This is a genomic window from Bacillus cereus group sp. N31, from assembly GCF_016483245.1.
Lineage (GTDB): Bacteria > Bacillota > Bacilli > Bacillales > Bacillaceae_G > Bacillus_A > Bacillus_A toyonensis.
On the sequence record NZ_JAEHCH010000005.1, the window covers coordinates 70,124 to 97,092 of the forward strand.

Genomic DNA, 26,969 nt, shown 5'->3' on the forward strand with positions numbered 1-26,969 from the left:
CTACCCCTTTTCTCATATTTTAAACATCATTATTTTAAATTTTTATGTATCTAAAAACGCGGCTTGCTTCAATTTACTTATCGCTTGTCTTTTAATACGAGAAACGTGCATTTGTGAAATACCTAATCGTTCCCCTGTATCTTTTTGATTTAAATTTTCTCCAAATATATAATGAATAACACTCTTTTCTGTCTCATTTAATACGTTAAAAATATCCTCTAAAACGAGACGCCTTTCTGTCTGTTCATATCCTTGCTCTACTTCACCTACAGATTCAATTCTTGCTACCGAACTTCCATCAGATGAATTTTCAACTACATCATCTAAGGAAGATACTCGATAATTATTTTTCGCATCCATAATTTCTAGCACTTCCTCTTCGGATAGTCCTAAATGATCCGCAATCTCTATAATCTTCGGTGAACGTTGCAGGTGATCTGTTAGCTCCTCTATCGCAAGTTTAATCTTCCCGCCTAAATCTTTAATTCGCCTTGGAACATGAATACCCCAAGTTTTATCACGTAAATACTTCTTTATTTCACCTACTATCGTAGGTATTGCAAACGGCTCAAAAGCATTCCCTATCGAATAATCATACCTTCTTATTGCGCCTAAGAGCCCTAACATTCCTACTTGTATAATATCCTCATGCATAGGCCCGCCTTTTGAATAACGATATGCAATGGAATATACGAGATTTTTATAGTGATTAACTAATCTTTCTTGCGCTTCATCACATTGGTTTTGTTGGAATTCTGCAATTAGTTTAATAACATCTTCTTTAGTAAGAGTTGTAGGTTGAGATTGGATTTCCATCATTCTCCACCTGCTCTCTTTGTATATATTTTGTCATTAAAACTGTCATGCCCTCATCATGCATGATTTGTATATCATCCATTAACGTATTGATTAAATATAAACCTAAACCATTTTCCGGTAAATGTTCTACTGGTTTACTAATATCATACGGACCAACTTTCCTTTTTAAACTGCTAAAATCAAAGCTAACCCCATTATCAGCAACCATAATTTCTAATCGATCTTCATATAGACCAAAGACAATTGTAATTTCTCCAACATCTTCTTTGTATGCATGTTGTACAATGTTTGTACATGCTTCACTAATAGCAATTTTCATATCTTCTATATCGTCATAAGCAAAGCCCATTCGGTTCGCAACACCAGCCATCGTTAAACGAATAATAGCCACATATTCTGCCTTTGCAGGAATTTTCATTTCTATCTTTTCAAATCTCTCCATCATCCCTAGTCACCTTCTTTCTACTTTTTCAAAATCGGAATTCAAATTTAATATTTCTGTTAACCCTGTAATATCGAATAATCTTTTTAGTCTTTTAGATACACCGATAAACTCTAGTTTTCCATCATTTTTCTTAACTGCTTTTAATAGCGCTATAAAAACTCCTAAACCTGTACTATCCATGTAATCTACCTTATTAAAATCTACTACGATATAAACCTCTTTCTCGCTTGCAATAGGCATAATCTTATTTTTTAAATCTGATGCCGTATATGCATCAATTTCACCATTAAGTTGTACCGTATAACCTACATCATTTTGTAAAATATTTATTGCCAAATTCATCATTTCCGCCCCCTTATCTCAAACTACTACTATGTTAATTACCCATAAAAATTAATTTTAAACATATTTTTTTATTTTCATTATAAATAAATTTCCCACACCTTTCTCGGCTTAACACTTAAAAAATACTACCGAATGTTTAAACCTTATAAATTTGTGTATGTATAATGTATAAACATTATTTTTAGGGGGATCTATCTATGGAAGAGCACAACTTTAAAAAGGGAGATTTCGTTCAATTTTCTTATCGACACGATCATGCTACAAAATTAGTTGGTTCCATTATTAACATACTAACGAATACAATTGTAGTTGATATAGGTAATAACGAGAACTTATCTCATATAGAACCAAGGCAAGTCGTAAGAATAAATAATTGTGAAAAAGTAACGATGGTTTAATACATAATGGAAAGTGTAAATTCAATGAGTGGGGGCCTTCATCCCCCACTCATTCCTATGTAGATTACATTAAAAAAGCATCCAAATTAGTTTAATTGGATGCTTTTTTATGTATATTTATCAGTTCATTCACTTTATAGTTATATATAATAAACTTAAGATTACTATTCATTATCATACTTACGCTTTCCGTAGCATTCTAGAGAAGAATGTAACGATTAAAATAAAGACGATTGCACCTAATAACGCTGGAAGAACAAAAATGCCTCCCCATTCAGGGCCCCAGTGACCAAATAACGCACTACCTACCCAAGATCCAATTAAACCAGCAATCACATTACCAACTATACCTAAAGGAAAGTCTTTTCCTGTAATCATTCCAGCTAACGCACCAATAAGTCCACCTACAATACACGTAATAATAAGTCCCACTATTAACCCTCCTATATTCGTTTTATATTGGATTTATCAAGCTTTGGTATGTAACCAAAGCTTGATAAACATGTATTATTCTTTATTATCCAATCCATCACTTATCTTTTGTTTCACTTTTCCGACTTTTTCTTTTATCGTTCCCTTCGTCTTCTCCCACTTTCCTTCATTTTTCAACTCTCTATCTTCTGTAACTTCACCAATTCCTTCTTTTACTTGTCCCTTTTTCTTTTCAACTTTACCCGTAATTTGTTCTTTTAGCCCGCTCTCACTCATATTTCCAATCTCCTTTTCGTAATAGATTTATAGATTTAAAGGATACAAATTTAAAGAGAATATGTGCATCTTCTTTCTTGTAGCCATTCACCGACTCTTTCTAAATCCTTAACGAATAACAAGATTTTTCCTTCATCCAGTTTTTCTTCATAAAAGTTAGCTTCTTCCTCATTAAGCCCTAACTCTTGCATCTTATTTCTTAACTGATCTCCCGTTTTTTGAAAGACGTTAATAATACTTGTCCCAAGTCCCTCCTCTTTTATTCCAATTGTATTCACATCTGCATTGTCTGCGATTCTATCTGTCCTTTCTTTCTCATGTGTTAATACGTAAATATCTTTTTGGTCTATTCCTTTCTTCACTAGATCATTCGCCGCATTCATGACCTCTTTTTCCGTAATAAATTCATATACAAAAGGTTTACTATACTTCGTTTCCATCTTTACCTTCCTCCTTTAAAATGAATTATTTGTTATATTATATGTAGTACACCCATTTTCCCAATGTTAAACATAAAATATGAAAAAAGTTATGTGAATTTTGATTTTAATAGAAAATGAACAACATCATTTACCACTTTAAAACATCTTCTCCTTACAATAACTATATAAATTAACAGAAAATTGTTATAATTAAACATAAGGAGGGATACTATGAGAAAAATCATATCTATATGCGCTCTAACCGCTCTATCTTTCACTTTAATTGGCTGTACAAACACCTCTGCTACAGATAAAACTTCGCAGGCTAAGCAAGAACATACACAAAATACATTTCAATTAAATTCCGCTAATATTACAGACATTGAAATACTGAAAACAACAAATAATACTATTTCCAAATCTCAAACAGACAATGAAGAAATGATAAAACCTATCGTTTCGGCAGTTCAAAATGGAACCTCGAAAACAATTACATTAGATCAAAAAAAGAAACAATCGGTACATTCTACTATAACCGTTACATATAAAGATGACTCAAAAGAAGAGTTTCTTGTGTGGTTTGATAATAAGGAACAAATTACGATTGCTAAAGATGAGAAGAAAGATAAGGTTGAAGGTGTGACATTAAACATGAAAAACTCTAAAATGATGAAAGATTTCTTTAAAAATGACAAAACGTAAGAAGGATCTCCTTTAAGGAGATCCTTCTTCTCTCTATACAATTTTCTTTATACAAGCAAACGAAATACATACTATTGTTATACTCCTTATCATCCGAAGAAGAAATATTAATTATATATTATGAAGACGGTTATTTACTCTTTAGTTATATGACTATCGTTAATATTGATTTGCTAAATCGTGCTGTCCTATGTACCGATGATGACACTAAATTTTTTTATATAGTTGATGTTAAGTAAAGGAAGTAGCTTTACATCCTACTTCCTTTGCTTAGCCATTTCCATATTTAGACTTTTATAAAATCTATTTAAGATCTAATTTTGCTAAATCATGTTGTAAAACATTATTTCCTTCTTGTGGATTAAATACGATTGCACTAAGACCAAAAACATTCGTAACAACATCTCTATCATTTGGATGAATTATTCTTACTTCGTAAGCAAAAAGTCCTGGAGGAAGAGCTGTCGAACGAAAAGTAACATATTGATTAGGTGCTAATGTTCGTGTAGAAGGATCTACTAATGGTAACAATACAGGAGAACCAGATGACCAATCAAACATTTCAACAGTTACTCTATGAGTATCATCTGGATCAACATTCATAGCATCAACAGTAAGAAATAAAGTAGCAGAATTTCTACGTAATACACCCGTTGATAACGTTTCATTGTAATTTTTACAACATTTTTTAGAAGAATAACCATAGCCATAACTCATATCAATTTCCCCCTTTCATTTACAATTAAGGACAAGCATTCCTTATAATATATAATGCTATTATTATTTTATTGAAAGGTATAATAGCGGAATTTCATCTATATTTTCTAATATTTAAGTTTATGTTTGTTCACTCGTATTGAAAATAAAGTGAAACTTTAATCAGTGGGGGTTTTGTTCATCCCCCACTGATTATTAGCCTTCACCAATCGGGCGTTTACGGGCAGCCCGAGCCCCACCTAACTTCTTTGCTTCCACTGAATTTTGAGGTGGGGGTCTTACTGCCCGGCAAATAGCGAGATAAATTTTATATCATTCTTGTCCATGAACTAGTTCCTAAACGGTCCCTTTTCTACAATAAAAAAAGAGCTGTCCATAAGTCGGTTTCACCAACTTATGAGACAGCTCCTCTTCACTTCACCTTATTTTATCGATGAATCCAAACTGCACCTGCAGACTTGTCTTCTGCTTGGCCTACTACTTCAAATTTTAATCCTAGTTTCGGCAACTTACGTCCTGCATCTGGAATCACGCTGTTGATATACTGCTTAGAATCATCAAATTTCGCAACACCTGGTAATCCTTTATAGTCAAAGATACCGCGAGTTGGAGAATCTACTCTCCATGCTGGCGTTTGATCGAATGAGAATGCAGCATCAGCAATTTGATAACGCGTACTGCTCTTCACAGTCGGTTGTCCATTTAATGTCCCTACGATTGCCTCTGGATGAGAATCTACTACTCCTAAGAATCCTTCACCTGGATGAACCCCTACCCAGTTATCTGTAAAGCTTTGATCCGCATACCATACAACCATTCCTGTATTAAATACTGGACCACGCGCATGTTGTAAAGCCGTGTCAGAACCAGCGTAATTTCTCCACTCTACATAGTAGTTATTTTTCTTCTGTTCAAATCCGTTAGACACCGTAAATCCTTTTAGTGTCATTGCTGGTTGGCCTTCTGCATCATCTGAGAAAACAACTTTTCCATTTACAGTTAATGCAGCATTATCTAATGCAAATCCTTTATAAGCTACTGCAATATCTGTTAAATACTCAAATTGCAGTTTTACTTTTTTCCCTTTGAATTGGCTTAAATCGTATGATTTATCAACCCACTTACCATCAGTTGTATCCACGCCGCCTTTTACATCTTTTTCGCCCATTCTATCAATGCGTGTCTTCGTTCCATCTTCTGCAATCGCATATACGTCAAGGAAATCATACTTCGCTTCCAGTTCGTAGAATGCCTTATAATCAAACTTAGCATCCGTTGCATTTGTTAAGTCAAATACTGGTGTCTCAAGTGTTGTATGAATGTCATTTCCTTTTGTACTGTAGTAAAACTTCTTACCAAATGCCGATTCGATATTTTTAATATCTTTGTCCGGTAAGTTAACACGAACGATTCCTGGTCGTTTTGATTTTGTAACACTTTGATCTAAATATGTTGCAACACCGACTCCCGTGCGAAGTTTATCGTAATCTACCTCAACGATATTCGCCCAATTGCCCTTCATATTCTTTTGGAAAAACTCTTTATTTTGTGGTGAGAAACTTGTTGGCTCTGTTCCCGCAATTTTTCCAGCCCAGCTACCGCCACTCATAATAGACCAAGACTCAACAGGCTCACCTTGTCCTGAGTACTTCGTATCGTACTCATCTGGTAATCCTAAATCATGACCATACTCATGCGCAAACACACCAACCGCTCCATCTTCAGGCTCGATTGTATAATCGTATGCAGCCATCTTTCCGCCCCAATTTGAAACAGAAGATTTTGTACCATCAATCGCATATGGTTTTGACCCAAGTTTTGAACGATGAGACCAAATTGCATCATCTTTCAATTTACCGCCGCCAGCTTCTTGACCAACACCAGCATGTACAACCATTAAATGATCAATAATGCCATCTGGCTCGTTTTTATTTCCATCACCATCTTGATCGTATTGATCAAATTGATCATAGTCTGCTAAATTGATCCCTTTTGCTACCGCTGCTTTTAATGCTTCTTTCACAAAATCACGTGGCCCTAAAGGACCTTTGTTATCATGACCAGTTCCAGCATCCGCACCATAGTCTGAAGCTTTTCCTGGAACAGTAAGCCATTCCGTTACAGTTCCATCAACTGTGTAGCTACCACCAGATTGTTCTTCATAATATTGTTTAAATGTGTTAATCTTCGATCCATCAAATAATGTAAACGGTTCATCACCAAATAACATTTTTTGATAATGTTCACGATTGAAGTCCTTAGAATACATGTATCCTGGCTCTTGATCAATATTGTTATGCTTAAAATCGCTAAATTCTACGAGTAAAACAAGTACTTTATCTTTTCGGACAGCTCCATTGTACTCAGCTTGCTTCGCTGATGTAGTAGGTACTTTTCCATTTAATTTCCCTGGATTTAATCCTGCACCTTGTCCAGCTACTGGTCCTACTTCTGGCTGCTGCGCCTGTTCATTTTCCTTCATTTTTGAATCTTTTACTTTTTTCATAAAATCAGAAGCTTCTTGCGTAAGACTATCTCCTGTCAAGACTTCTTTCCCAGGGTTTTCCCCTTTCTTGTTCTCAACATATTTTTCAACAGCCTTTGACGTCTCAGCTTGTGATGCAGATTGATCAATTACGCCCCGTTGTTTTAGCGCTTCTGCCAAACGCTCCTCCGGTATTAAATGCTCATCTATCGGTAGAGATGATGGCGCATCAGCATACGCCGCATGACTTCCAAAAGCAAAACTACTACTTAGTACTGCCGCTGTTGCTAAAACTGATAATGGTTTTAACTTCTTATCCTTTTTCAATGCATTTCCTCCCCAGTGTCTGCAAATTATCGTTTTTTTGTCGATAACAACATAATATTCGTTATAATACGAATATTCAATCTTTTTCAACAGCCAAAATGTTGAGAAATATTTTTTTGTGCAGGATGAAATACGTAAGATAGCAAAATAAAAAGGTTCTGCTTGTTTATGTTTTTTAAATTTTGCATATAACCATAAAGTGGGATCACTTGTTCTTTCAAATTGATAGCGATGGAGTAAAATGCTTATTTACAGTACTAAGAAAATAACATACAAACAGGCTGTTATTTGTTTTAAGTACAATAGTCATACTTGCTCGATGCACTTATTTTTTGGCAATAAATAAATGATCACCATCTAAGGAATCTTATTTATATTCTAATTACCTTTTGAATTATCAGAAAATTATTGAAAAAGTTTTTTCTTACTATCTATCACTCTATCACACTTAATTTCTTGCTAGTATATACATATCAATATACAAATAAATATAGTAGAAAGCGGGGAGAATTATGGTAAGTCATCTAAAAACAAAAGATATAATCACACAACTTTTAAATAATTGGTATCAAGAGATACGTGCCCAGCACCTAAAAGAAGCAAAACATTTAAAAACAGAGATTGATACACACATAAAAAGTATTAATGAAGATCCAAATTTACTATTCCATTACTCACTTCTTACTTTTCGCTTTAAAGTTTTGCTCGATCATTTAAGCATCACACCCACAAGCTTCCAGGCAATTGATTCACTGGATATACCAAAAAATGAATCGTTGTCTTATTATTATCACTTTTTCAAAGGGATTCATGCCACACTAATTTCCAACAACAATGAAGCCTGGAAATACTACGAAAAAGCCGAAACACTATTACAACATATTCATGACGATCTTGAAATAGCCGAGTTTAGCTATCGTTTTGCTAACTTCTATCTTCATACCTATCAACCTCTATTAGGAATTCAACATGTGACTAAAGCTAAAGAAATCTTTTCTAAACATAATGGCTATGAAAATAATGTTGCCGCTTGTGAGAACTTATACGGTTTAGCATGTATTGATATAAAACAATTCCCTGTAGCAGAAGAAAAATTTAATTCTGCAATAGATATTTTACGTAAAAATAATGAGGATTCCCTAATATTAAGAGTCCGCAATAATTTAGGGTTTTTATATAGTAGCCAAAACTTATCCGCTTTAGCAATTCGACACTTATCAGAAGTAACAACTAAAAATCCAGAGCATTTTAGGGCCATCTTCCTTAAAGCTAGAGAACATTTAAAGATTGGGGAACTTGAACAGTCGGCCGAGTTAATCGAACGAGGATTAGCAATTTGTGAGAAGCTAGACAATAAAGAATACCTATATCATTTCAAACTTTTAGATTGTATAAATAAAGGTGTTTCGGCTGCTATTCTCGAAGAATTATATTTGGAAGCTATCTCATTTTTCGACACACAACAACTCTATTCTTACACACAAGAATACACTGAAAAATTAGCAATCAAGTTTTACGAAGAAAGCGACACTGTAAAAGCTAGTAAATACTTTTATATTAGTCATCAAGCTAAAGAAAAAACTTTTGAAAAAGGAGCGTTAAAATAATGAAAAAACTTTTTGGAACGATTTTAGGTTTATCACTTTCAGTTGCATTATCTATTGGATTAGCATTCCCTTCACAATCAGATTCTAAGAAACAAGTTGATTCGACTAAATCTAGTACAATTATGTACATGCAATCCAGCCACGGTGACTCCTGGTAATACAAAGAGTTTTTTATCTGTTACCATCATTAATTAGGAAAAGGGCACTCCCTCAATGGAGTGCCCTTTTCCTAATTAATAGACAACATATAGCAGACTACTTATTAACTTCAGCCCATTTAACCTTGAACTCCGCACCGAAATCATTTGCGCAACACGTTCGAAAATATAAATCTATGATGTTAGAAACAGACTAATCATCTGTTCTTGTTGTTTCAATTCCATACTAAAAAGGAATGTATTGTATCATGTTGAAAACATAATTTATAACTAAATCGATTTACTTTCATTTACTTTTAAATAAAGATTAAAGAGAGCTTTTAAATCCATCTTTATTCTAAAGCTACAAACGAGCATACATTATGCTCGTTTTTCAATTGGTAGTTTAAATGTAAAAGTACTGCCTTCCCCTAATTTACTTTCAACGGTAATTTCTCCTCCATGTAGTTCGACAATCCATTTTACCATCGACAATCCTAAACCTGTGTTTCCCATGTTTGAAGATGTTCGTGCTGCATCAACTCGATAGAAGCGTTCCCATATTTTCGTAATATGTTGCTCGCTGATGCCTATGCCATTATCGGAGACTTTACCTATTATGTTCGTTCCATCACGGCACAGTTGTATATTCACACTACCATTCTCTTTACCATAAGCAATCGCATTCGTTAATAAATTCATTAATAAACGCATCATCAATGTTTGATCTGCTTTAATAAACAGGTCTTCCTCTATATTTGTTGTTATATCAATCGAGGCTTCTTGAACCATTAATGAAAGCTCTTCTACAACGATTTCCGTTAATTCACTCATATTGATACATTCAAATTGAAAAGTATCATGCTTTCCTTGGTCAACTCGTGCTAATAATAAAAGTTGCGAGATTAACGAGGACATTTTACGTGATTGCCTTAAAATTACTTCTAAAGATTCTTCCATTTCTTTCGGATTATTCCTCTGCGATAAGGCGTATTCGCATTGCGAAATAATCACAGATGTTGGCGTTCTTAATTCATGAGATGCATCAGATGTAAATTGTTTTTCACTTTCAAATGATGTCTCCAATCGCTCAAACATGTTGTCAAAGGTTTGTGCTAAATGATACATTTCGTCTTTCGATGAACCTTGTAAATTAATCCTCTTCGAAAGGTCTTTACCATCACCAATTTCACTAGCTGAATCACTCATTTGTTTCACAGGTCGAAACGCTCTTTGCGTAATAAAATATCCTCCCACTGCCGCAATGAGAATAAGTAATGGGAAAGAGATGAGTGTTACCACGATAAGCGTATTCATCGTTGATGATAATTGGTTCATCGTCATTATTCCACGAACCCAGACTTGCTCATCGCCGCCTACGTTATGGAGAAAATCATATACGATCCATTCTTTATTACCATTTTTAATGGTTTGTATTTCATCGGATTTAAGCGATATCTTTTTATTAAAGCTTGTTGGACTATTTCCTGCCAGTAGCTCACCTTGCTTACTATAAATGAGGAGATTTACTCCATCTTCTAAAGTTTCAAACTCATCGTCAATCTTTAACTGCCCATGCTTATATTTGATATCTTCCATGCTTTCTTTTACTGTGCTCTTTAATTGATTTTTCATATTAAAAAGCACAACTTTATCTGAAGAAGCTAAAATAAAAGCTAACACGAGTGCCATAATAATTACAACTAACCCCGTATACCATAGGGTTACTCTCATTTTTATTGATAGTCTTTTCATGATTCTACTCGCAATACGTAACCAGTGCCTCGCACCGTATGAATTAACTTCGTTTCAAACTGGCTATCAATTTTTTTACGAAGGTATCGGACGTAAACATCAATAATATTCGAACCACCTTCATAGTCGTAATTCCACACATGTTGCTCAATTTTATCTCGTGTCAACACAACTTCTTTATTGCGAATCATATATTCTAAAATAGCAAATTCTTTACTGGAAAGATTAATAACCTGGTCTCCCCTTGTTACTTTATGCATATTGCAATCCACCACTAGATCAGCAATTTCAAACACATTAGAGGTATTCCCTGTTTTTCTTCGCATCAACACTCGAATTCTTGCTAATAGTTCATCAAAAGCAAATGGCTTTACTAAATAATCATCCGCACCTAAGTCGAGTCCTTTTACGCGATCATCAATTGTATCTTTAGCTGTAAGAAGCAAGACAGGAGTTGTATTATTGTCTGCGCGTAATCTTTGTAACACTTGTAACCCATCTATTCCGGGAATCATAATATCAAGCACAATCAAATCGTAGGTAGCAATGCTTATATAATCCAAGGCATCTGCTCCATTCCCACATCCATCGACACTATAATATTCTGCATTTAATCGTTTTACTAATATATTTTGTAAGTCTTGTTCATCTTCGACAATAAGAACTCGCATTAGCATCCTCCTTTTTTCTTATTATATATATCACTATAGTTCCAAAACATTAAAGAAAGATTAGAAACGATTTAATTATATCATTTTATTTTTTGGCACATTAATCTTCCTTTAATGTTTGTTCAGTAATATAAAGGCAAGGATAAGGTGCTCAATTAAAGGGAGGAAAACATAATGAGAAACTGGATGATAATTGGAGCAATGTCTTGTTTATTCTTAACAGCTTGTTCTACTCAATCTGATAACAATACAGAAGTACAACAACTGAAAGCTGAAAATGATAAATTACAAAAAGAAGTTGCTCAACTACAAAAAGAACCAAACAAAACAGAGCCTGCTACGAATGATACGAAGCAAATACAAGATTTCAAAAATGAAGTCTCATCTATTGTAGAAAAGGCAAATAACACGAAACCAGTTGGAGCAAAAGAAGAGGACTTAAATACGTACTTAGCAGCAAAAAAAGAAATTGACCAATTAGATGACAAAATAGATTTATCTGATAATCAGCTAGAAGCAGATTATCGCGCTGGAACGATAACTGTTGAACAATATCAAACACAAGAAAGAGAACAAGATATACTGGAAGATCAATTAGAGCAAGCAGAAAATGCACTTGAAGCAAGATTTGGAATAGATGATTAATCATTAAGGAGTGGATGAAAATGTTAAAACATAAAAAGAAAATAATGATAAGTGTAATTGCTACTTTAGTAATTGGTATCGCTATTGTTGGTGGATATTTTGGTATGGGTTACAATTATGCAAAAAAGAATGACAACTACACAGAAAAACAAGTTCGTGAAATTGCTTTAGCACAAACAAATGGAGAAATTATTCATGTAAAAAAAGAATTTGAATTAAAAGATGACAACTTAACACAATCTCAATTCGAATATAAAGTGGAAATCAAGACACCTGACAATCTATTGAATGTTTTAAAAGTTAGTGCTAGAACAGGCACAATAGAAATCGATCACGAAGATTAAAAAATATAATTAAGCAACGTGAATTCCATATTTTTAGGAACTCACATGATGGCATTCATGTTAAAAAACAAAAAAACTCTAACTAATTCGTCATAGCGATTTAGTTAGAGTTTTTTTGTTTGAAATATTCACGAGTATCTACCCTTGTCTTTTCAGGTAAAACAATGTCAAGTTCTTTATCTAACCATGCAAGAGTCTTTTTACGGAGAAACTCACGCATGTGTTCTTCTGCTTCAAGCATTACTAAGTTAATTGTACAAGAAGAATTACTGGGTTCACAAGAATTACAAGCCTCGTCTCGATATAATAGACCATTTTGTACAATATTTTTACATTGAAAAATAGGCTTTGGACCTTCGACAGCTTCTATTACATCCCAAAAAGAGATATCTTCTGGAGACTTAGCTAATCTGTACCCTCCCTTTACACCTGGGACAGAATTCACAATGTCAGCTTTAGATAATTTACCGAAAACTTTTGAAAGGAATGTTTCAGAAAGTCCTTGAAACTCTGCCAAATTTTTTATTCCAACACTTTCCTTGGAAGGAGTATTAATTAAATAAACTAGGCAATGCAAGGCATATTCAACCCCAACACTATATTGCATATACAAATCACCTGCTTTTTATTTTAAGGTTTACCAAATTGTATCTTAGGACCATTTAGAATTTTAGTCAAATAAAAAAAGGCTCTTTTCGAATAGTATGTATTTCGTTTGACAAAAATAATTTCAGAGTTTATATTAAAGACAAAATTAATCGACGATTGAACGAATCGACAATTAAAACGTAAAAACTTTTAAAAAGGGGAAATACAAATGAACAAAACACTTATCATAAACGCACATCCAAAAGTGGATGATACATCATCAATCAGCATTAAAGTTCTTAACCACTTTTTAGTATCTTATAAAGAATTAATTCCTAATAATGAACCGATTGAACAAATTAATTTATACGATGATGTAGTACCAATGATAGATAAAACTGTTTTAAGCGCATGGGAACAGCAAGGAAATGGACAAAAGTTAACTGATGAAGAACAAAAAGTAACAGAGCGTATGTCCGAAATTTTACAACAATTTAAAAGTGCAAATACGTATGTTATCGTATTACCTTTGCACAATTTTAATATTCCATCAAAGTTAAAAGATTACATGGACAATATCATGATTGCACGTGAAACATTTAAATATACTGAAACTGGATCAGTAGGACTACTTAAAGATGGAAGGAGAATGCTTGTTATACAAGCAAGTGGAGGAATCTATACAAATGATGATTGGTATACAGAAGTGGAATACTCTCATAAATATTTAAAAGCAATGTTTAATTTCCTTGGCATTGAAGATTATCAAATCGTTCGTGCACAAGGAACAGCAGTACTAGATCCAAATGAAGTATTACAAAATGCGTATAAAGAAGTTGAAGAAGCAGCTTCTAGATTGGCTAACAAATAAAATCTTTCACTGGAAGAATGATGATTATAAATAAAGATCCCCTCCACCTTAAGGCAGAGGGGATCTTCTTATTTCTATTTCAAACTACCCGCAATCTCCGTAAAGATAACCCCAAGTGCATGCGCACCTGCATCTGGATATCCTAAGCTTCTTTCGCCAACTGTACCGGCGCGGCCCATGCGAGCAACGATTTCTTTCGTATACTCTGCTCCTTTAACCGCTGCTTCTGCTCCTTTTTCAAAGGCAGTTTTCACGTCTACTTCGTTTGAAGCGCTATCTAACCAAGAGTCTACACATGGAGCAAGTGCGTCAACAAGTGTTTTGTCACCAACTACTGCTCCTCTACCGAACGATCTTTCACCGATAGATTGGATGCCTTGCAGTGCGACTTGTAGCATTTCAGCGAATTCTTTCACTGTTAGCTCACGTTTTTCGCCGGCTGCTTTACTAGCTGCGCGGAATGCTCCGCCCCAAATTGGACCAGATGCGCCGCCGCAATGTTCCATAATAATCATGGAGCAACCGTCAAGGAATGATCCGATCGTTACGTTTTCTTGTTCTACAATAGAGTGCCACTCACGTTTTAATTGCTTAAATCCTTTTGCCACACTCATTCCGAAATCGCCGTCACCAGCATGCGTATCTAACTCACAGAACAGTACTTCATTTTTAATAATAATATCGCTCATTTTATCAACGAGATAAATCATATTGTTTAATGTAATAACATTATTTTTAATAACAGCGTGCTCTTCCGCTGTTTCTATTTCGAAGGAAACTTCCTTCTCTTCTACATCTTCAAGTACATTCACGTACTCTACACTTTCAACTGGTCCATCTACTTTAAACGCAGGTGTGTTACATTCTTTCGATAGTAATGTTTTTAACTCATCATCTAATTTCATTACAGTTAAAGACATACCAGCCATATCAATACTCGTCATATAATTGCCAACGAACACTCTATTAATTTTAATGTTTCTAGCAGCTAATTCTCTCGTAACTGCGTTGTTAAATAGGTAAAGTTCTTGCAGTGGTGTTCCGCCAAAGCCGTTAACTAGAAGTGCGATTTCCTCGCCATCTTTTACTCCTAAATCTTTTATTAAATCATTTGTCATACGGTTAGCTAACTCATCAGCTGACATCGTTTTTTCACGTTTAATTCCTGGTTCACCGTGAATACCAACGCCATATTCCATTTCATCTTCCGCAAGTGTGAAAGTAGGTGATCCGCTCGCTGGAACTGTACAAGACGTTAACGCTAAACCGATTGTGCGCACGTTTGCCGCTGCTTTTTCTGCGACTGCTTTCACCGCTCCTAAATCCATACCCGCTTCCGCTGCTGCGCCGGCAATTTTATGAACGAGAATAACGCCCGCAACGCCGCGGCGTCCTACTGTATACAAACTATCTTCTACCGCAATATCATCGTCCACTTTTACGTAGTCTACTTCAATTCCATCTTCCGTCGCTAAATGCGCACCGTTTTTGAAATTCATAATATCGCCGCTGTAATTTTTAATAATTAATAACGTACCTTTTTTACTAGCTGTCTCTTTAATCGCTTGATATACCTGAATTTGCGAAGGAGAAGCAAACACATCTCCGCACACTGCCGCATCTAACATTCCTTTTCCGACTAGTCCTGCGTGCGCTGGCTCATGACCACTACCGCCGCCACTAATTAACGTTACTTTATTTTCGTTCATTTCTTTCTTCTTAATTACTTTATATTTTTTCAAAAGTTCAAGCTCTGGGTGAGCCATAACCATTCCGTTACACATTTCCATAACTAATGTTTCTGGTTTGTTTATAATCTTTTTCATTGTGATTCTCCCTCAATTCCTTTAATATATTGTGATATATTTGAAATCTTCTTCTTACTAACCATGTTAAAATGAAAGCGTTTTATAGTAAACGGACAAAATGGACAATCTGTCTAAAGACACCGCTCTCATTTTTGAATAGGATTTTTATATTACTAACATTCTAGGGATGATTCAGATGACCTCTTCTATAATTTCTAAAAAAATAATCGCAAACTCATTGAAATATTTAATGGAAACAGAGTCGTTTCATAAAATATCAGTAAGCGATATTATGTTACACTGTCAAATGCGTAGGCAAACTTTTTATTATCATTTTAAAGATAAATTTGAACTATTAAGCTGGATTTATAGAGAAGAAACGAAAGAAAACATTATCGACTTTCTCGACTATGAAACGTGGGAAAACATTTTCGATTTATTATTTGATTACTTTTATGAAAATCAAAAATTTTACCGAAATGCTTTTAAAGTCATTGAACAAAACTCGTTTAATCACTATTTATTTGAGCATACGAAAAACTTATATATGAAGATTATTGATGAACTATCCGTGAGCTGCGGATTCAGCCTTTCTGATGAGACAAAAAATACGATTGCCTCCTTTTATAGTCACGGCTTCGTTGGAACGATTAAAGATTGGATTGAAAGTAAGTGCCAAGTAGATCCTTCCATTATGTCTTCTCTCATGAAAAATATGATAAACAATCAATTACTACTATTACTGGAGCAGTCAGCAAAGTAATTAAAGGGTGGCAAAAGCAATGAAAAAGATTATGAATGATGTACAAAATATCGTTCAAGATATGCTGCATGGCTTTTATTTTGAACATAACGACAAAGTAAATTACGACGAAACAAACAACATCATTTATGTAAAAGATATCGAAGAACTAAAGCAAGACGTCGCTATTATAAGCGGCGGTGGTAGCGGACATGAACCTGCTGATATTGGCTATGTAGGAAGAGGAATGCTTACAGTTGCAGTAAACGGAAGCATCTTCACTCCGCCTACAGTAGAACAAATCGTAATGGCGACTCGCCTTATGCCAAAGGATAAAAGTATTTTATTCATCATCAAAAACTTTAAAGATGACGTAGCAAATTTTCTAGCGGCGAAGCAAATTGCCAAAGAAGAAGGAAGACAAATTGACCACATCATCGTAAATGACGACGTTTCAATTGAAGATGATGCTTCTTTTAATAAAAGAAGACGTGGCGTCGCTGGTACTGTTTTCGTTCAAAAAATACTTGGTGCGGCCGCTCTTGAAGGTCACTCTTTAGAAGAACTAACAACACTTGGCCGCTCTATCACCGAAAACTTACACACATTAGGAGTCGCCCTTTCACCTGCAAACGATCCATTGAAAGGAAAAGCTTCATTCACATTAAACGACGATGAAGTCTTTTACGGCGTCGGCATCCACGGTGAAAAAGGTTACCGTAAAGAAGCACTATCCTCTTCTGAAATATTAGCGATCGAACTGATGAACAAACTAAAAAGCATTTACCGCTGGAGAAAAGGTGACAATTTCGCTATTCTCATTAATGGACTCGGCGCAACTCCACTAATGGAACAATACATTTTCGCAAATGATATTCGCCGTTTATGTGAGCTGGAAGGATTACAGATTACATTCGTAAAAGTTGGTACACTGCTAACTTCTTTAGATATGAAAGGTGTTTCGCTCAGTTTGCTTAAGGTAGAGGATTTGGATTGGGTGAAGTGGTTGAAGGAAAATACGGAAACTGCTAGTTGGTAATACAAATAGGATGGCTTCAATTGGCCATCCTATTTTTGTACGAAATTCAGCTATTAAAAAAATCCTGCCCTCAATATGACAGCAAATTTACATTAAAAATGTAAATCCTCATTTCCCTCGTATTTTCCTTTATTAAATCTTTTTCTTATGAACAATTCTGCAACAAGTAAATTGGGTACCCATGCTAACCAAGCAATAATAGCGTAACTAAGTTCAAACCGTTCTATTCCAAATAGAACTATAAACAACGGTAGCCAAATTCTTAATGTAACTGCTCCAAAGGTTAAAGAATAATTCCTAATCATCCAGTTCCGATGCTCTTTAATTTTTTTATTCTTAACTCTATGTAACGCTTGATATGCTGATGTTAGCCAGAATACAGATAACAAACCAAAACCTAGCTTCGCTACCAATCCTCCCGTAGCATAAAAGGATAGATATAGTCCAGAAACGCCTCCTAATAATATACCAACCAGATAGATTCTCCCAACTATTCGATGACGGTTGATATTCCTTTCTCTAAATCTAGTGGATAATGTAAAAGGACCAATTACTAATGCTACTATACTAGTTGTAATATGTATAAATAGCATCATATACCAGAACGCACTTAATTTAGATCCAAACATAAGCTTCACTTTTACAAGCCCTGTTTGAAATCCATCCATAATAAAATATTGGACAACAACATAGCCAGCTACTAAAAGAGCAAAAAAGGTAAATACAAACCAAATTTTCCTGTTCAAATTTTACTGCCTCCTTATTACATTAAGGAATTAGATTATACATTACTGTTCATTCTAGGGAAAAATAGAAAAGCCTTCTTTACTGATTTATTCAACACATTGTTTTTATAAAGTGAAACTTTAATCAGTGGGGATTTTACGGGCAGTTGACCCCCGCCCTAACTTCTTTGCTTCCGCTGAATTTTGAGGTGGGGGGTCTTACTGCCCGGCAAATAGCGGGATAAACGAGATCGTATCTCATTGAAGGGTTACAGGTCCCCAGGATAATAAATGAACATCATACCTACAAATGAACACACTAAACAAAAAACAGCCTCGTATTTTATGACTAAAGAAGAGTTGGTATCAAACTTTTTTTCTTCTCTTGTAAATATCATTTTAAATAAAACTCTATATAATACATACCCAATAATCGCCCCGAGAGTATTCGTAAATACATCATCAATATCTGTAATTCTACTATTTAGTAATTGACTTAACTCAATTGCAAGTGAAAAAAAGAATCCCGCATATATAGTATTTTTCATTTTTCTAAACTGCGGCCAAATAGTCGGTAATAAAAAACCTAACGGCATAAACAGTACAATGTTCAAAAGGTATGCAGTACTACCTGCAGTATCAAATAAAGTCAAGTTAATTTGACTTACACGAATCCACGTTTCATTTCTACTTATATCCCATACAGTCGCGATCTGCGTCACCCCATACACTAGCGAAAGGTAAAACAGAAAAACATACACCCATAGAAAATGCCAAATAGATATAGTTCTTTTCGTTTTAAAATAAAATCCAATTTGAAATACAATACAAAAAATAATAGTAAAGAAATAAGTATACAAATAACTCATCAAAACTTCTGTATGCATGCAGAATCCCCTAACTTTACATTTTCATCTATGAATTTGTCGTTTTTAGTATCCTTCTTGATGTAACTCATTTATAGGATAGGAAAAACTTTTAAAATAAAAAGTGGGGGAAACATAAAATTTTTCTTAAATCTTCAGTTGGGTTTTATTATTACTCTTCTTAGGAATCCGCCATTGATAGCTAGGCAATAACATGCTTGAACGTAACAAGATTATCATTTTTGCACGTAATCCTCGTAGTACTTTAATCGATGAAACATATATAAAATCATGTGAATCGTTTGTTCAGTTAAAACATGAAATTAAGAAATATATGACGTACTATAATCACTCTTGCTATCAATAGAATTTAAAGAAGATGACTCCTGTTTGCATACAGAAATCATCTTTTTTAGGTTACCTAACTTTTTTTAGAATGTCCTTTACAAAGAGTACAGATCAAGAACACCTTATGCCTATTCAAAGGGATCAACTATACCTTCTTCTCTTAAAATCACCAAAACCCATTTACAAATCTATAAAAGTAGATATAATATCCTTATGGAACCTTTATTAATTTATAAAGCATTGTCAAATGAAACAAGATGTCAAATTTTATCATGGTTGAAAAATCCAGAAAACTATTTCGATGAAAAACCTTATCTAGAGCAAGGCCTTAACTTTCAAGTTGGAGTATGTGTAGGAGATATCCAGCTTAAAACTGGTTTAGCCCAATCGGTTATTTCTAGTTATTTATTAACTATGAAAAAGGCAGGACTACTAGACTCTGACCGAATTGGAAAATGGACTTACTATCGTCGAAATGAAAAAATAATACGAGAGTTTTCTGAATACGTCCAAAACGAATTATAAAGTGAAAGCTAATAATCAATTAGCATACCAATTGATTATTAGCCTTCACACATTCTGCTTTTTTATAAAATTGCACTACCTATAAAAGCAAGAAACATGGAAAGGAGAATTTTTTTTAATACATCATATCTAATTATTTAGATATCTGTTATTGTATTTCAAATTACATAGTCCTAATAATATTGACATCCAATCATGCTTGCAATAATGCTTCTTTGTTAATGAATTTACTTTCAAAATACTAGTACGAATGGAGAGTTTTATAAATGAAAAAAGTAAATCCTTTACTTATTCTGACACTCGCAATAGGTGTGTTCGGAATTATTACTACCGAAATGGGTATTGTCGGTGTATTACCACAAATCACTCAGAAATTCGGCATTTCAACTGCACAAGCAGGATTTTTAGTAAGTATATTCGCACTAGTTGTTGCTATTTCTGGTCCGTTTCTAATTTTGCTCGTCTCTGGGATTAATCGCAAAATAATTTTATTAACAGCAATTTTTACATTTGTTATTTCAAATATAATCTACGCTTATACAACACAATTTGAAATCATGCTTATTTTTCGTATTTTACCGGCTGCACTTCATCCACTCTTCTTTTCAATCGCTCTTGTAACAGCTGCTAAACTTGTCCCTCCTGAGAAAAGTGGTCAAGCCGTTACAAAAGTTTTCATGGGAATTACAGTTGGTTTTGCTCTAGGCGTACCATTAACCTCTTACCTTGCAGACCAATTTTCACTAGAAATTGCTTTCTTATTCGGAGCATTCGTTAACACTCTTGCATTCATTGGAATATTAATCTACCTTCCTTCTATGCCTGTTACAGAAAAAATGTCTTTCGGCAAACAAATTCGTATACTCGGCAAACCAGGATTATGGTTAAATATTTTAACCGTCACATTCCTTTTTGCAGCCATGTTTTCCGTATACAGCTACTTCGCTGAATACCTTGCAACAGTAACTTCCATGAATGGATCTCTCATCAGTATTATGCTATTCATATTTGGTATAGTTATGATTTTAGGTAATCATTTATTTGGTAGTCTCCTGCAAAAAAGTATAGTAAATACAGTACTATCCTTCCCTATTTTATATTCTATCGTTTACATATTAGTTTATTATTTAGGTTCCTACCTTGTTCCAATGATTTTTATCGTATTCATTTGGGGAATCGTACATGCTGGCGGATTAATTGTTGGTCAAACATGGTTAATAAGTGAAGCAAAAGAAGCACCTGAATTTGGTAATAGCCTATTCGTTTCATTCTCAAATCTCGGAATTACTTTAGGAACAACTATTGGAGGCTGGTTCATTTCAAACTTAGGTATTCACCAGCTTATTTGGAGTGGATTTCTATTCACACTACTTTCCTTTCTATTAGTTATAATAAAACTAAAATTTTTCAATTCCAATAGTCCAGCTTCATTATCAAGCTAGTACATTACAGTTCCAAATTTGATAAAAATATTATAAATTCTTCTCTATATAACATACAGGTTATTCTTCTTATAAGATTTTCCAAACTAAAAAGTATAATGCTCCAAGCCTTTAGCCATAATTACGACTAAAGGCTTTTTTGTATATAAAGTAAAACTTTAATCAGCGGGGGTTTTGTTCATCCCCCCCCACTGATTATTAGTCTTCACCAATCAGGCTTTTACAGGCAGTTAAATGCGGGATAAAAATAAATCTCAAAGGAGCTACTACTTTATGGAGCATAATCAAAATGGAATAGTTGCTATAATTGTTTTGGTTTTAGGATTAGTGTTTTTTGTTAGTGGAATGGTTTATCATTTATGGGGTTCTTATTAATAGCATGATTGTAATCACCCATCCCCCTCAAGTATATCGTTCCATACTTGAGGAGTTTTTTTAATATGTTAAAAGACCATTTCTACGACCGTTGGCTGTATTTGGAGTATCAGCTGTATCTTTCATTTTACTAATCATAATAGGAAGGGTATTAGCTCTAAATTTTCATGTGAAAGATCAACAGACTACTTCACTCCCAAAATTAAATACCGTTTATAAAGAAACGAATGATAAATCTAAAGAGATTGATAAAGTGAAACTTTAATCAGTAGGGGTTTTGTTCATCCCCACTGATTATTAGCCTTCACCAATCGGGCGTTTACGAGCAGCCCGACAAATAGCGGGATAAATTAAAAGGGGATATATCACTATTGGAAACGCAAAATAAAACGCTAGATGCTGAAGTGAAAAGATTAAGAGAAGAATTAGCAAAGAAAGAACAACCTAAAAAAGAAGAATAAAAGCGAGAAACGCAACAACCTGCTGCTCAACCGGAAAAGAAAGAAGAAGTTAAACAACAACAACAATCTACAGGTTCATTTGCAAATCCAGTGAAGGAAAAAGCGAAGCAAGACTTCAAAGATGATTACATGACTCAAAACTTTGTTGCTAGTGAGCAAACGAAAGCGTACGATTTCTTATATGGCATTGAAATAAAATCACAAGAAGAATTGAACATGATGAAAAACGCATTAAAAGATTTTCCTAACGATTTTATGACAGCTAAGTTTGTTTATGAAGAACAGATGAAAACAAAAAATTAACAATAAACATTTTTAAAGTTCACATTATCTTTATAAGGGAATTATGAACAAAGTAGTGAAGTAAGTGATAGCACTCGGATGAGTGCTTTTACTATGTAGATCAACAAAAGAGAGGAATAAACAATATGAATAGAAAAGCTTTCATTGGATTTCTAAGTACTATCATTATTCCAATTATCAGCATCTACTATCGGCCTAATTAATTTTTCCTTATGACCTTTAGCATCAACCGTTTCAAATTTCTTTAAACTATTACATATGTTTGTACCACGCTTTGTTGATGCGTTCACACTTCACAGTTGTTGAATTTTTAGACTTATCCCTTAGTGTAGCCATATTATTAGAACATCCTACCATATTTAGGAAGAATGTAGCCAATACACACGATATTATTAATTTCTTCAAATAGCCAATTCAAACTCTCTTTCGGTTAACGTTTTTTCATAAAATAAGTTCCATACTAATTTTACATTATATTAAAAGTTGAAAAATATTCTTATACTCATAAATTGTTACATTTAAAGGTGAGAAACGGAATTTCATAAGATATTATTATTAAAAACTTACATACAATTTAAATATAGCCTCTTATACAAAAAAATTCCAATAAAATATAGATTTGAAACATATTTCTCAATGAATAAAATAACTTAACATGGTAAAATAATATTGGGATGAGAATCCCAATATTATTAAAATTAAGATGGTTCAAGTCGAAGAAAGGCACCTTAGGGTGTCTTTTCTTTATTTCTCAATGTAAGAACTTTAAGGATATGCTAGCAAATTCCCTTTTGTACAATGAAGGAGTAACACCTAATAGTAAGGCCCATCTATTTCCGTAGGTGGGCTTTATGTAATTTTACACTTATGCATGATGGTTCGATTCGGAAGAAGGAGCCTTTTATAATGAAATTTTATAAAAAGGCCTTAAAAAACAATAATTGCAACTATATTAATTTTACATTACATTAAGGATGGAGAATATTATTATACTAATAAAGCGCTAAATAGTAGGGGGAAAAATGGAATTTTGTGATTTGGGTATTACCATTAAAGAACTTCGAATTAAAAAAAATATATCACAATCCGAATTATGTCATGGCATATGTTCACAAAGTCAAATTAGCAAGATAGAAAAAGGTATGATTTATCCATCTAGCATATTGTTATATCAATTATCAGAAAGACTTGGTGTTGATCCAAATAATATATTTGCACTAACTCAAAACAAAAAATTAAAATACGTAAAAAATGTAAAATATGTAATGAGAGATTGTGTAAAGCAAAAACAATATAAAGAACTTTATGAAATAGTAAAAAAAGAGAAAAACGAAAACAATTTCCAATCAACAGAAGATAAACAATTTCTAATATGGTATGAAGCAATTGCTATATATCGTGTGAATAACTCAACAAAAGCGGCTTTAACTCTTCTTAATAATGCATTAAAACTAACTTTAACCAATGTTGATTGTTTATCAGAAAGAGAAATAGATATTATGCAATCAACTGCTATATTGTATGCGGAAAACAAAGAATACGAAAAAAGTATTAATATGTTAAAAAAATGTTTAACTAATTTTAATAAGTTAGATTTTCCTAGAGATAAAGAAATTAAATTAAAAATTATTTTAAATTTAGCAAAATGTTTAGACTTCACCTATCAACATGAAGAAGCAATAAAACACCTTGATAAGGGCATCAAATTAGCTATTAATCTAAACACTTTATACCTATTAGGTGAACTATTCTATTTAAAAGGTCAGTATTTATTAAAGATTAAACAACATGATGAAGAAGATGTTGTTAATAACATGAAAAAAGCATTATTTATATTTGAACTAACAGAAAAAGAACATTATATACAAATGATTAAAGATGAATTGATTGAAATACAAAATAAAAAACACTCATAATTTCGTAAAAACTACTTACAAAGCCCACAGGAAAAATCTCTATAGTTTTTAAACTTAGAACGATATTATTAAAATGAAAGTAGTTCAAGTTGGACAAAGTTACCTTAGAGTGTCTTTTTTTATTTTCAAAAGGACCTGCTCAATTATTGCGTAAAAAACATAAAGTAATTTGAATCCGTTAAAATACATGAGTGACCTTTTGTTTTCCCCTCTTATTAAAAGGAGGAACTATTATGGGATTTGGTGGTAGTTGTGGCGGCTGTGGATTTTCTGGAGGCTTTGCTTTATTAGTTGTATTATTTATTTTATTAATCATCGTTGGAGCTTCTTGCTTCTGCTAAAAAACTATCGGAAAAGACACTCATATATGGGTGTCTTTTCTTTTTACGTTAAAAGGCCCCCTATTTCCGTAGGTGGCCTTTATCTTTATTACACAATATTAAAGTATACTCTCTTTTCCCCGTAAACTTTATGTAATTATACATATTAGTGAAAAAATACACTTAATGAATATTAAATATAGTAAAATATAAATTGTGGACATGTTCTATAAAGCAGATTCTTTTGACAGGCGTAACATATCAATCATTATAGGGGATGTGGCGTTACTCCGATACTGATCTCAAATCTCTTTTATTTTATGAACTAACAATCTGGTGTATATAAACGATTCTGTTTTATAGGGTGTGTTTACATTTATAACAAAGGGGTAATACGGATAGATTCGTATTAAATGAAAATGGTTCAAGTCGGAGAAAGGCACCTCAGGGTGTCTTTTCTTTATAATAAAAAAGCTCTCCATAAAGGAAAGCTTTTACGTTTATACATGTAAGTCATCCAAATTAGTGATTCACACAACTCTTTATTCCTTCACATCTTTCATGCTGTAATATCCTAAATTAATAATAATTAAGAAATACCCAACCATAATTCCAGCAGCAAATGTCCACATGAAATCATGATGTTCAATTTCATACATAATAATCGCGCCGAGTATTGCGGCTGCAAACCGATTTATCATTCCAAGCATCGGCGCTTTTTCTTTTTTCACAATGCTGTCTCCGAACTTTTCAATACGCCTTCCTAAAATCCAGGCGCAATACATACTCACTAAAAGGCCAATGCCCCCCCCTACAAACTGGGCTGAAAAAGGTGTCATAAGCCATCCTAATACCATCACCCCTAGCAAACAATACATTTGTATGTTAAATGATCTTAATGCCATACGAATCATGCAATGCTCCTTACCTTTCTCATTAGTCCCATCTTTCGGACTTCAAGCTTTCCGATATATCTTTTTTAAAATGAGGGAATTTGATTTTGCTCACCATTAAATAAGCGAGTACGCATGTGCCAAACGCCACGGAAACTGGATTATTCAAAAAGCATAAAATGAGGAGACACATTGCCGCGAATGGTATTGGCATTCCGATAAATGTCGGGAGTTTGCTTTGCTGCGTGTTAAATCTCGCAAGCCGAAGCATGCCACAAATACTGTAAGCAAGCGCACATATCATCCCGATAGACTGTAATTCTTTCAATGCGACACTATATGCAAGAATAGACGGTGCCACACCAAAGGTAACTAAATCCGCAAACGAGTCCAACTCTCCGCCAATTTCCGAAACAGCATCAAGTTTCCGAGCGACCATACCATCAAAAAAATCAAATAACATACCTGTAATAATAAAAACTGCTCCTAAATAAATATCGTGAACGAAAACAGCGTAAATAGCCAAAAGCCCACATACAAAATTTGCTATCGTAATCATATTTGGTATGTAACTCATAACATGCTTCTCCTCCTTTCTACTAATTGCTTCATCTAAGTTCTTACTCATTAGAATCAAGATCCTTCTGTTTTTCTTCTAATATAACTTTATTTATTTTCGTTAACGTATCGGTCATTTGCTCTAAAGCATGTATATCGATTTTAGAAAAGTACTTCTCAATTAATACATCATCTAAATCAGACAACCGCTCTATATACTTACTACCGTTTGGACCAAGTGTAAGGAAATACTCCCGTTTATTAATAGGGTTTACTTGTTTCGAAATCATCTTCTGTTTTTCCAATTTCGATAAAACTTGGCTCACAGCACTTTTCGATATATTAAAAGTAGTCGCAATGTGATTCGCTGTCGTATTTTCATTTAAATTAATATGAAATAGCATGCTCTCTTGCTGTCCTGTAAGACCGTACTCATCTTTTAGCTCCTGAAATAGTAAAATGTAGAATTCATTATAGGCTCGGTTCATTTCATTAATTATTTCTTTATACGTTCTCGTCATAGCATTCTTCCTCCATGCTGTTATTTCGTTCCGTTACATAGTTAAGTTCACTTAACTTAACTATAGTATACCGTTATGTTCGTGTAAAGGGAAATATAGCTCTATCCTTTATTTACAATGAAAAAAGAAGACATCATTTAA

The 26,969-nt window shown here is 33.7% G+C and carries 30 protein-coding genes and 3 pseudogenes; 16 read left to right on the forward strand and 17 right to left on the reverse strand.

Annotated elements, in window-relative coordinates; genetic code table 11:
• Nucleotides 1-42: 42 nt before the first annotated feature.
• The 3 genes from sigB to rsbV are packed head-to-tail and all read right to left on the reverse strand — an operon-like array spanning nt 43 to nt 1,609.
• The gene (gene sigB, locus JDS81_RS09595) at nt 43-819 is read right to left on the reverse strand and encodes an RNA polymerase sigma factor SigB (RefSeq protein WP_033662965.1); all 777 of its coding nucleotides are present in this window, start codon (nt 817-819) and stop codon (nt 43-45) included.
• Nucleotides 782-1,264: an anti-sigma B factor RsbW gene (gene rsbW, locus JDS81_RS09600; protein ID WP_002059299.1), complete on the reverse strand. Its 483-nt coding sequence runs from the start codon at nt 1,262-1,264 to the stop codon at nt 782-784. The genes sigB and rsbW overlap by 38 nt, the downstream gene beginning before the upstream one ends.
• A gap of 6 nt (nt 1,265-1,270) precedes the next feature.
• Nucleotides 1,271-1,609, reverse strand: coding sequence for an anti sigma b factor antagonist RsbV (rsbV, locus tag JDS81_RS09605; protein WP_002059297.1), 339 nt, complete (start codon nt 1,607-1,609; stop codon nt 1,271-1,273).
• Nucleotides 1,610-1,806: 197 nt separating this feature from the next.
• Between rsbV and JDS81_RS09610 the strand changes: the two genes are divergently transcribed.
• Nucleotides 1,807-2,007, forward strand: a complete 201-nt coding sequence (locus JDS81_RS09610) for a hypothetical protein (protein WP_000391001.1) — start codon at nt 1,807-1,809, stop codon at nt 2,005-2,007.
• A gap of 180 nt (nt 2,008-2,187) precedes the next feature.
• Here JDS81_RS09610 and JDS81_RS09615 read toward each other — a convergent pair whose 3' ends face one another.
• From JDS81_RS09615 to JDS81_RS09625, 3 genes are all read right to left on the reverse strand, one after another.
• Nucleotides 2,188-2,439: a GlsB/YeaQ/YmgE family stress response membrane protein gene (locus tag JDS81_RS09615; RefSeq protein ID WP_000522903.1), complete on the reverse strand. Its 252-nt coding sequence runs from the start codon at nt 2,437-2,439 to the stop codon at nt 2,188-2,190.
• A 75-nt stretch (nt 2,440-2,514) separates the two neighbouring features.
• Complete coding sequence (locus tag JDS81_RS09620; protein WP_000004263.1) at nt 2,515-2,715, reverse strand: CsbD family protein; 201 nt, start codon at nt 2,713-2,715, stop codon at nt 2,515-2,517.
• A gap of 50 nt (nt 2,716-2,765) precedes the next feature.
• On the reverse strand, nt 2,766-3,155 hold the full coding sequence (locus tag JDS81_RS09625; RefSeq protein WP_000448810.1) for a YflT domain-containing protein: 390 nt from the start codon (nt 3,153-3,155) through the stop codon (nt 2,766-2,768).
• Nucleotides 3,156-3,368: 213 nt separating this feature from the next.
• Between JDS81_RS09625 and JDS81_RS09630 the strand changes: the two genes are divergently transcribed.
• Both JDS81_RS09630 and JDS81_RS09635 read left to right on the forward strand, forming a co-directional pair.
• Nucleotides 3,369-3,839, forward strand: coding sequence for a hypothetical protein (locus tag JDS81_RS09630; protein ID WP_097953144.1), 471 nt, complete (start codon nt 3,369-3,371; stop codon nt 3,837-3,839).
• Between the two features lie 71 nt (nt 3,840-3,910).
• Nucleotides 3,911-4,078, forward strand: a pseudogene (locus JDS81_RS09635) (YolD-like family protein); the annotation flags it as partial.
• 64 nt (nt 4,079-4,142) lie between these two features.
• Here JDS81_RS09635 and JDS81_RS09640 read toward each other — a convergent pair.
• The gene (locus tag JDS81_RS09640) at nt 4,143-4,556 is read right to left on the reverse strand and encodes a hypothetical protein (protein ID WP_097953143.1); all 414 of its coding nucleotides are present in this window, start codon (nt 4,554-4,556) and stop codon (nt 4,143-4,145) included.
• A gap of 427 nt (nt 4,557-4,983) precedes the next feature.
• On the reverse strand, nt 4,984-7,368 hold the full coding sequence (locus tag JDS81_RS09645) for an immune inhibitor A domain-containing protein (RefSeq protein ID WP_097953142.1): 2,385 nt from the start codon (nt 7,366-7,368) through the stop codon (nt 4,984-4,986).
• 512 nt (nt 7,369-7,880) lie between these two features.
• Here JDS81_RS09645 and JDS81_RS09650 point away from each other — a divergent pair.
• Both JDS81_RS09650 and JDS81_RS09655 read left to right on the forward strand, forming a co-directional pair.
• Entirely contained in the window at nt 7,881-8,975 is a 1,095-nt protein-coding gene (locus JDS81_RS09650; protein WP_097953141.1) for a response regulator aspartate phosphatase, read from the forward strand.
• On the forward strand, nt 8,975-9,133 hold the full coding sequence (locus JDS81_RS09655; protein ID WP_000732343.1) for a hypothetical protein: 159 nt from the start codon (nt 8,975-8,977) through the stop codon (nt 9,131-9,133). The genes JDS81_RS09650 and JDS81_RS09655 overlap by 1 nt, the downstream gene beginning before the upstream one ends.
• Before the next feature lie 360 nt (nt 9,134-9,493).
• On the opposite strand, the gene JDS81_RS09660 is transcribed toward JDS81_RS09655, so the two are convergent.
• Complete coding sequence (locus tag JDS81_RS09660; protein WP_097953140.1) at nt 9,494-10,867, reverse strand: sensor histidine kinase; 1,374 nt, start codon at nt 10,865-10,867, stop codon at nt 9,494-9,496.
• Entirely contained in the window at nt 10,864-11,538 is a 675-nt protein-coding gene (locus tag JDS81_RS09665; RefSeq protein ID WP_097953139.1) for a response regulator transcription factor, read from the reverse strand. Before JDS81_RS09665 ends, JDS81_RS09660 begins: the two co-directional genes overlap by 4 nt.
• A 174-nt stretch (nt 11,539-11,712) precedes the next feature.
• Between JDS81_RS09665 and JDS81_RS09670 the strand changes: the two genes are divergently transcribed.
• A complete protein-coding gene (locus JDS81_RS09670; protein WP_097953138.1) occupies nt 11,713-12,183 on the forward strand; it encodes a SadB/YajI family lipoprotein in 471 nt (156 codons plus the stop codon).
• Nucleotides 12,184-12,203: 20 nt separating this feature from the next.
• The gene (locus JDS81_RS09675; protein WP_097953137.1) at nt 12,204-12,527 is read left to right on the forward strand and encodes a PepSY domain-containing protein; all 324 of its coding nucleotides are present in this window, start codon (nt 12,204-12,206) and stop codon (nt 12,525-12,527) included.
• 100 nt (nt 12,528-12,627) lie between these two features.
• Here JDS81_RS09675 and JDS81_RS09680 read toward each other — a convergent pair whose 3' ends face one another.
• Nucleotides 12,628-13,134 (reverse strand): RrF2 family transcriptional regulator, encoded by a 507-nt coding sequence (locus JDS81_RS09680; RefSeq protein ID WP_098158184.1) that lies wholly within the window; start codon nt 13,132-13,134, stop codon nt 12,628-12,630.
• 210 nt (nt 13,135-13,344) lie between these two features.
• Here JDS81_RS09680 and JDS81_RS09685 point away from each other — a divergent pair, with 210 nt between their 5' ends.
• Nucleotides 13,345-13,986, forward strand: coding sequence for an FMN-dependent NADH-azoreductase (locus JDS81_RS09685; protein ID WP_097953135.1), 642 nt, complete (start codon nt 13,345-13,347; stop codon nt 13,984-13,986).
• A gap of 74 nt (nt 13,987-14,060) precedes the next feature.
• Here JDS81_RS09685 and dhaK read toward each other — a convergent pair whose 3' ends face one another.
• On the reverse strand, nt 14,061-15,812 hold the full coding sequence (gene dhaK, locus JDS81_RS09690) for a dihydroxyacetone kinase subunit DhaK (RefSeq protein ID WP_097953134.1): 1,752 nt from the start codon (nt 15,810-15,812) through the stop codon (nt 14,061-14,063).
• A 178-nt stretch (nt 15,813-15,990) separates the two neighbouring features.
• On the opposite strand from dhaK, the gene dhaS reads away from it, so the two are divergent.
• Both dhaS and dhaQ read left to right on the forward strand, forming a co-directional pair.
• Nucleotides 15,991-16,557 (forward strand): dihydroxyacetone kinase transcriptional activator DhaS, encoded by a 567-nt coding sequence (dhaS, locus tag JDS81_RS09695; protein ID WP_000204224.1) that lies wholly within the window; start codon nt 15,991-15,993, stop codon nt 16,555-16,557.
• Between the two features lie 19 nt (nt 16,558-16,576).
• Nucleotides 16,577-17,575 (forward strand): DhaKLM operon coactivator DhaQ, encoded by a 999-nt coding sequence (gene dhaQ / locus JDS81_RS09700; protein WP_097953133.1) that lies wholly within the window; start codon nt 16,577-16,579, stop codon nt 17,573-17,575.
• A 92-nt stretch (nt 17,576-17,667) separates the two neighbouring features.
• On the opposite strand, the gene JDS81_RS09705 is transcribed toward dhaQ, so the two are convergent.
• A complete protein-coding gene (locus tag JDS81_RS09705; protein ID WP_097953132.1) occupies nt 17,668-18,321 on the reverse strand; it encodes a DUF2306 domain-containing protein in 654 nt (217 codons plus the stop codon).
• A 248-nt stretch (nt 18,322-18,569) separates the two neighbouring features.
• Entirely contained in the window at nt 18,570-19,187 is a 618-nt protein-coding gene (locus JDS81_RS09710; RefSeq protein ID WP_097953131.1) for a VanZ family protein, read from the reverse strand.
• A 244-nt stretch (nt 19,188-19,431) separates the two neighbouring features.
• On the opposite strand from JDS81_RS09710, the pseudogene JDS81_RS30335 reads away from it, so the two are divergent.
• From JDS81_RS30335 to JDS81_RS09735, 6 genes and pseudogenes are all read left to right on the forward strand, one after another.
• Nucleotides 19,432-19,533: pseudogene (locus tag JDS81_RS30335) on the forward strand (TetR family transcriptional regulator); the annotation flags it as partial.
• Between the two features lie 194 nt (nt 19,534-19,727).
• Nucleotides 19,728-20,039, forward strand: coding sequence for an ArsR/SmtB family transcription factor (locus JDS81_RS09715; protein ID WP_097953130.1), 312 nt, complete (start codon nt 19,728-19,730; stop codon nt 20,037-20,039).
• A 266-nt stretch (nt 20,040-20,305) separates the two neighbouring features.
• Nucleotides 20,306-21,481 (forward strand): MFS transporter, encoded by a 1,176-nt coding sequence (locus JDS81_RS09720; protein ID WP_000757557.1) that lies wholly within the window; start codon nt 20,306-20,308, stop codon nt 21,479-21,481.
• A 722-nt stretch (nt 21,482-22,203) separates the two neighbouring features.
• Nucleotides 22,204-22,620 (forward strand): annotated as a pseudogene (locus JDS81_RS09725) (Branched-chain amino acid permease); the annotation flags it as partial.
• A gap of 1,022 nt (nt 22,621-23,642) precedes the next feature.
• Nucleotides 23,643-24,536 (forward strand): helix-turn-helix domain-containing protein, encoded by an 894-nt coding sequence (locus JDS81_RS09730; RefSeq protein ID WP_000393592.1) that lies wholly within the window; start codon nt 23,643-23,645, stop codon nt 24,534-24,536.
• Between the two features lie 233 nt (nt 24,537-24,769).
• A complete protein-coding gene (locus JDS81_RS09735) occupies nt 24,770-24,877 on the forward strand; it encodes a YjcZ family sporulation protein (protein WP_000505673.1) in 108 nt (35 codons plus the stop codon).
• A gap of 521 nt (nt 24,878-25,398) precedes the next feature.
• On the opposite strand, the gene JDS81_RS09740 is transcribed toward JDS81_RS09735, so the two are convergent.
• From JDS81_RS09740 to JDS81_RS09750, 3 genes are read right to left on the reverse strand one after another with little or no spacing between them, the layout of a single operon-like run.
• On the reverse strand, nt 25,399-25,770 hold the full coding sequence (locus JDS81_RS09740; RefSeq protein ID WP_000620621.1) for an ATP synthase subunit I: 372 nt from the start codon (nt 25,768-25,770) through the stop codon (nt 25,399-25,401).
• A 22-nt stretch (nt 25,771-25,792) separates the two neighbouring features.
• On the reverse strand, nt 25,793-26,377 hold the full coding sequence (pssA, locus tag JDS81_RS09745; protein WP_140158601.1) for a CDP-diacylglycerol--serine O-phosphatidyltransferase: 585 nt from the start codon (nt 26,375-26,377) through the stop codon (nt 25,793-25,795).
• Entirely contained in the window at nt 26,370-26,828 is a 459-nt protein-coding gene (locus JDS81_RS09750) for a MarR family winged helix-turn-helix transcriptional regulator (RefSeq protein ID WP_097953128.1), read from the reverse strand. Before JDS81_RS09750 ends, pssA begins: the two co-directional genes overlap by 8 nt.
• Between the last annotated feature and the right edge of the window lie 141 nt (nt 26,829-26,969).

What these genes read in the sequence shown, in the direction of transcription:
- sigB (WP_033662965.1), bottom strand. Translation starts at nt 819, where the DNA reads ATGATGGAAATCCAATCTCAACCTACAACTCTTACTAAAGAAGATGTT.
- rsbW (WP_002059299.1), bottom strand. Translation starts at nt 1,264, where the DNA reads ATGATGGAGAGATTTGAAAAGATAGAAATGAAAATTCCTGCAAAGGCA.
- rsbV (WP_002059297.1), bottom strand. Translation starts at nt 1,609, where the DNA reads ATGATGAATTTGGCAATAAATATTTTACAAAATGATGTAGGTTATACG.
- JDS81_RS09610 (WP_000391001.1), top strand. Translation starts at nt 1,807, where the DNA reads ATGGAAGAGCACAACTTTAAAAAGGGAGATTTCGTTCAATTTTCTTAT.
- JDS81_RS09620 (WP_000004263.1), bottom strand. Translation starts at nt 2,715, where the DNA reads ATGAGTGAGAGCGGGCTAAAAGAACAAATTACGGGTAAAGTTGAAAAG.
- JDS81_RS09625 (WP_000448810.1), bottom strand. Translation starts at nt 3,155, where the DNA reads ATGGAAACGAAGTATAGTAAACCTTTTGTATATGAATTTATTACGGAA.
- JDS81_RS09630 (WP_097953144.1), top strand. Translation starts at nt 3,369, where the DNA reads ATGAGAAAAATCATATCTATATGCGCTCTAACCGCTCTATCTTTCACT.
- JDS81_RS09640 (WP_097953143.1), bottom strand. Translation starts at nt 4,556, where the DNA reads ATGAGTTATGGCTATGGTTATTCTTCTAAAAAATGTTGTAAAAATTAC.
- JDS81_RS09650 (WP_097953141.1), top strand. Translation starts at nt 7,881, where the DNA reads ATGGTAAGTCATCTAAAAACAAAAGATATAATCACACAACTTTTAAAT.
- JDS81_RS09655 (WP_000732343.1), top strand. Translation starts at nt 8,975, where the DNA reads ATGAAAAAACTTTTTGGAACGATTTTAGGTTTATCACTTTCAGTTGCA.
- JDS81_RS09660 (WP_097953140.1), bottom strand. Translation starts at nt 10,867, where the DNA reads ATGAAAAGACTATCAATAAAAATGAGAGTAACCCTATGGTATACGGGG.
- JDS81_RS09665 (WP_097953139.1), bottom strand. Translation starts at nt 11,538, where the DNA reads ATGCGAGTTCTTATTGTCGAAGATGAACAAGACTTACAAAATATATTA.
- JDS81_RS09670 (WP_097953138.1), top strand. Translation starts at nt 11,713, where the DNA reads ATGAGAAACTGGATGATAATTGGAGCAATGTCTTGTTTATTCTTAACA.
- JDS81_RS09675 (WP_097953137.1), top strand. Translation starts at nt 12,204, where the DNA reads ATGTTAAAACATAAAAAGAAAATAATGATAAGTGTAATTGCTACTTTA.
- JDS81_RS09680 (WP_098158184.1), bottom strand. Translation starts at nt 13,134, where the DNA reads ATGCAATATAGTGTTGGGGTTGAATATGCCTTGCATTGCCTAGTTTAT.
- JDS81_RS09685 (WP_097953135.1), top strand. Translation starts at nt 13,345, where the DNA reads ATGAACAAAACACTTATCATAAACGCACATCCAAAAGTGGATGATACA.
- dhaK (WP_097953134.1), bottom strand. Translation starts at nt 15,812, where the DNA reads ATGAAAAAGATTATAAACAAACCAGAAACATTAGTTATGGAAATGTGT.
- dhaS (WP_000204224.1), top strand. Translation starts at nt 15,991, where the DNA reads ATGACCTCTTCTATAATTTCTAAAAAAATAATCGCAAACTCATTGAAA.
- dhaQ (WP_097953133.1), top strand. Translation starts at nt 16,577, where the DNA reads ATGAAAAAGATTATGAATGATGTACAAAATATCGTTCAAGATATGCTG.
- JDS81_RS09710 (WP_097953131.1), bottom strand. Translation starts at nt 19,187, where the DNA reads ATGCATACAGAAGTTTTGATGAGTTATTTGTATACTTATTTCTTTACT.
- JDS81_RS09715 (WP_097953130.1), top strand. Translation starts at nt 19,728, where the DNA reads ATGGAACCTTTATTAATTTATAAAGCATTGTCAAATGAAACAAGATGT.
- JDS81_RS09720 (WP_000757557.1), top strand. Translation starts at nt 20,306, where the DNA reads ATGAAAAAAGTAAATCCTTTACTTATTCTGACACTCGCAATAGGTGTG.
- JDS81_RS09730 (WP_000393592.1), top strand. Translation starts at nt 23,643, where the DNA reads ATGGAATTTTGTGATTTGGGTATTACCATTAAAGAACTTCGAATTAAA.
- JDS81_RS09735 (WP_000505673.1), top strand. Translation starts at nt 24,770, where the DNA reads ATGGGATTTGGTGGTAGTTGTGGCGGCTGTGGATTTTCTGGAGGCTTT.
- JDS81_RS09740 (WP_000620621.1), bottom strand. Translation starts at nt 25,770, where the DNA reads ATGATTCGTATGGCATTAAGATCATTTAACATACAAATGTATTGTTTG.
- pssA (WP_140158601.1), bottom strand. Translation starts at nt 26,377, where the DNA reads ATGAGTAAGAACTTAGATGAAGCAATTAGTAGAAAGGAGGAGAAGCAT.
- JDS81_RS09750 (WP_097953128.1), bottom strand. Translation starts at nt 26,828, where the DNA reads ATGACGAGAACGTATAAAGAAATAATTAATGAAATGAACCGAGCCTAT.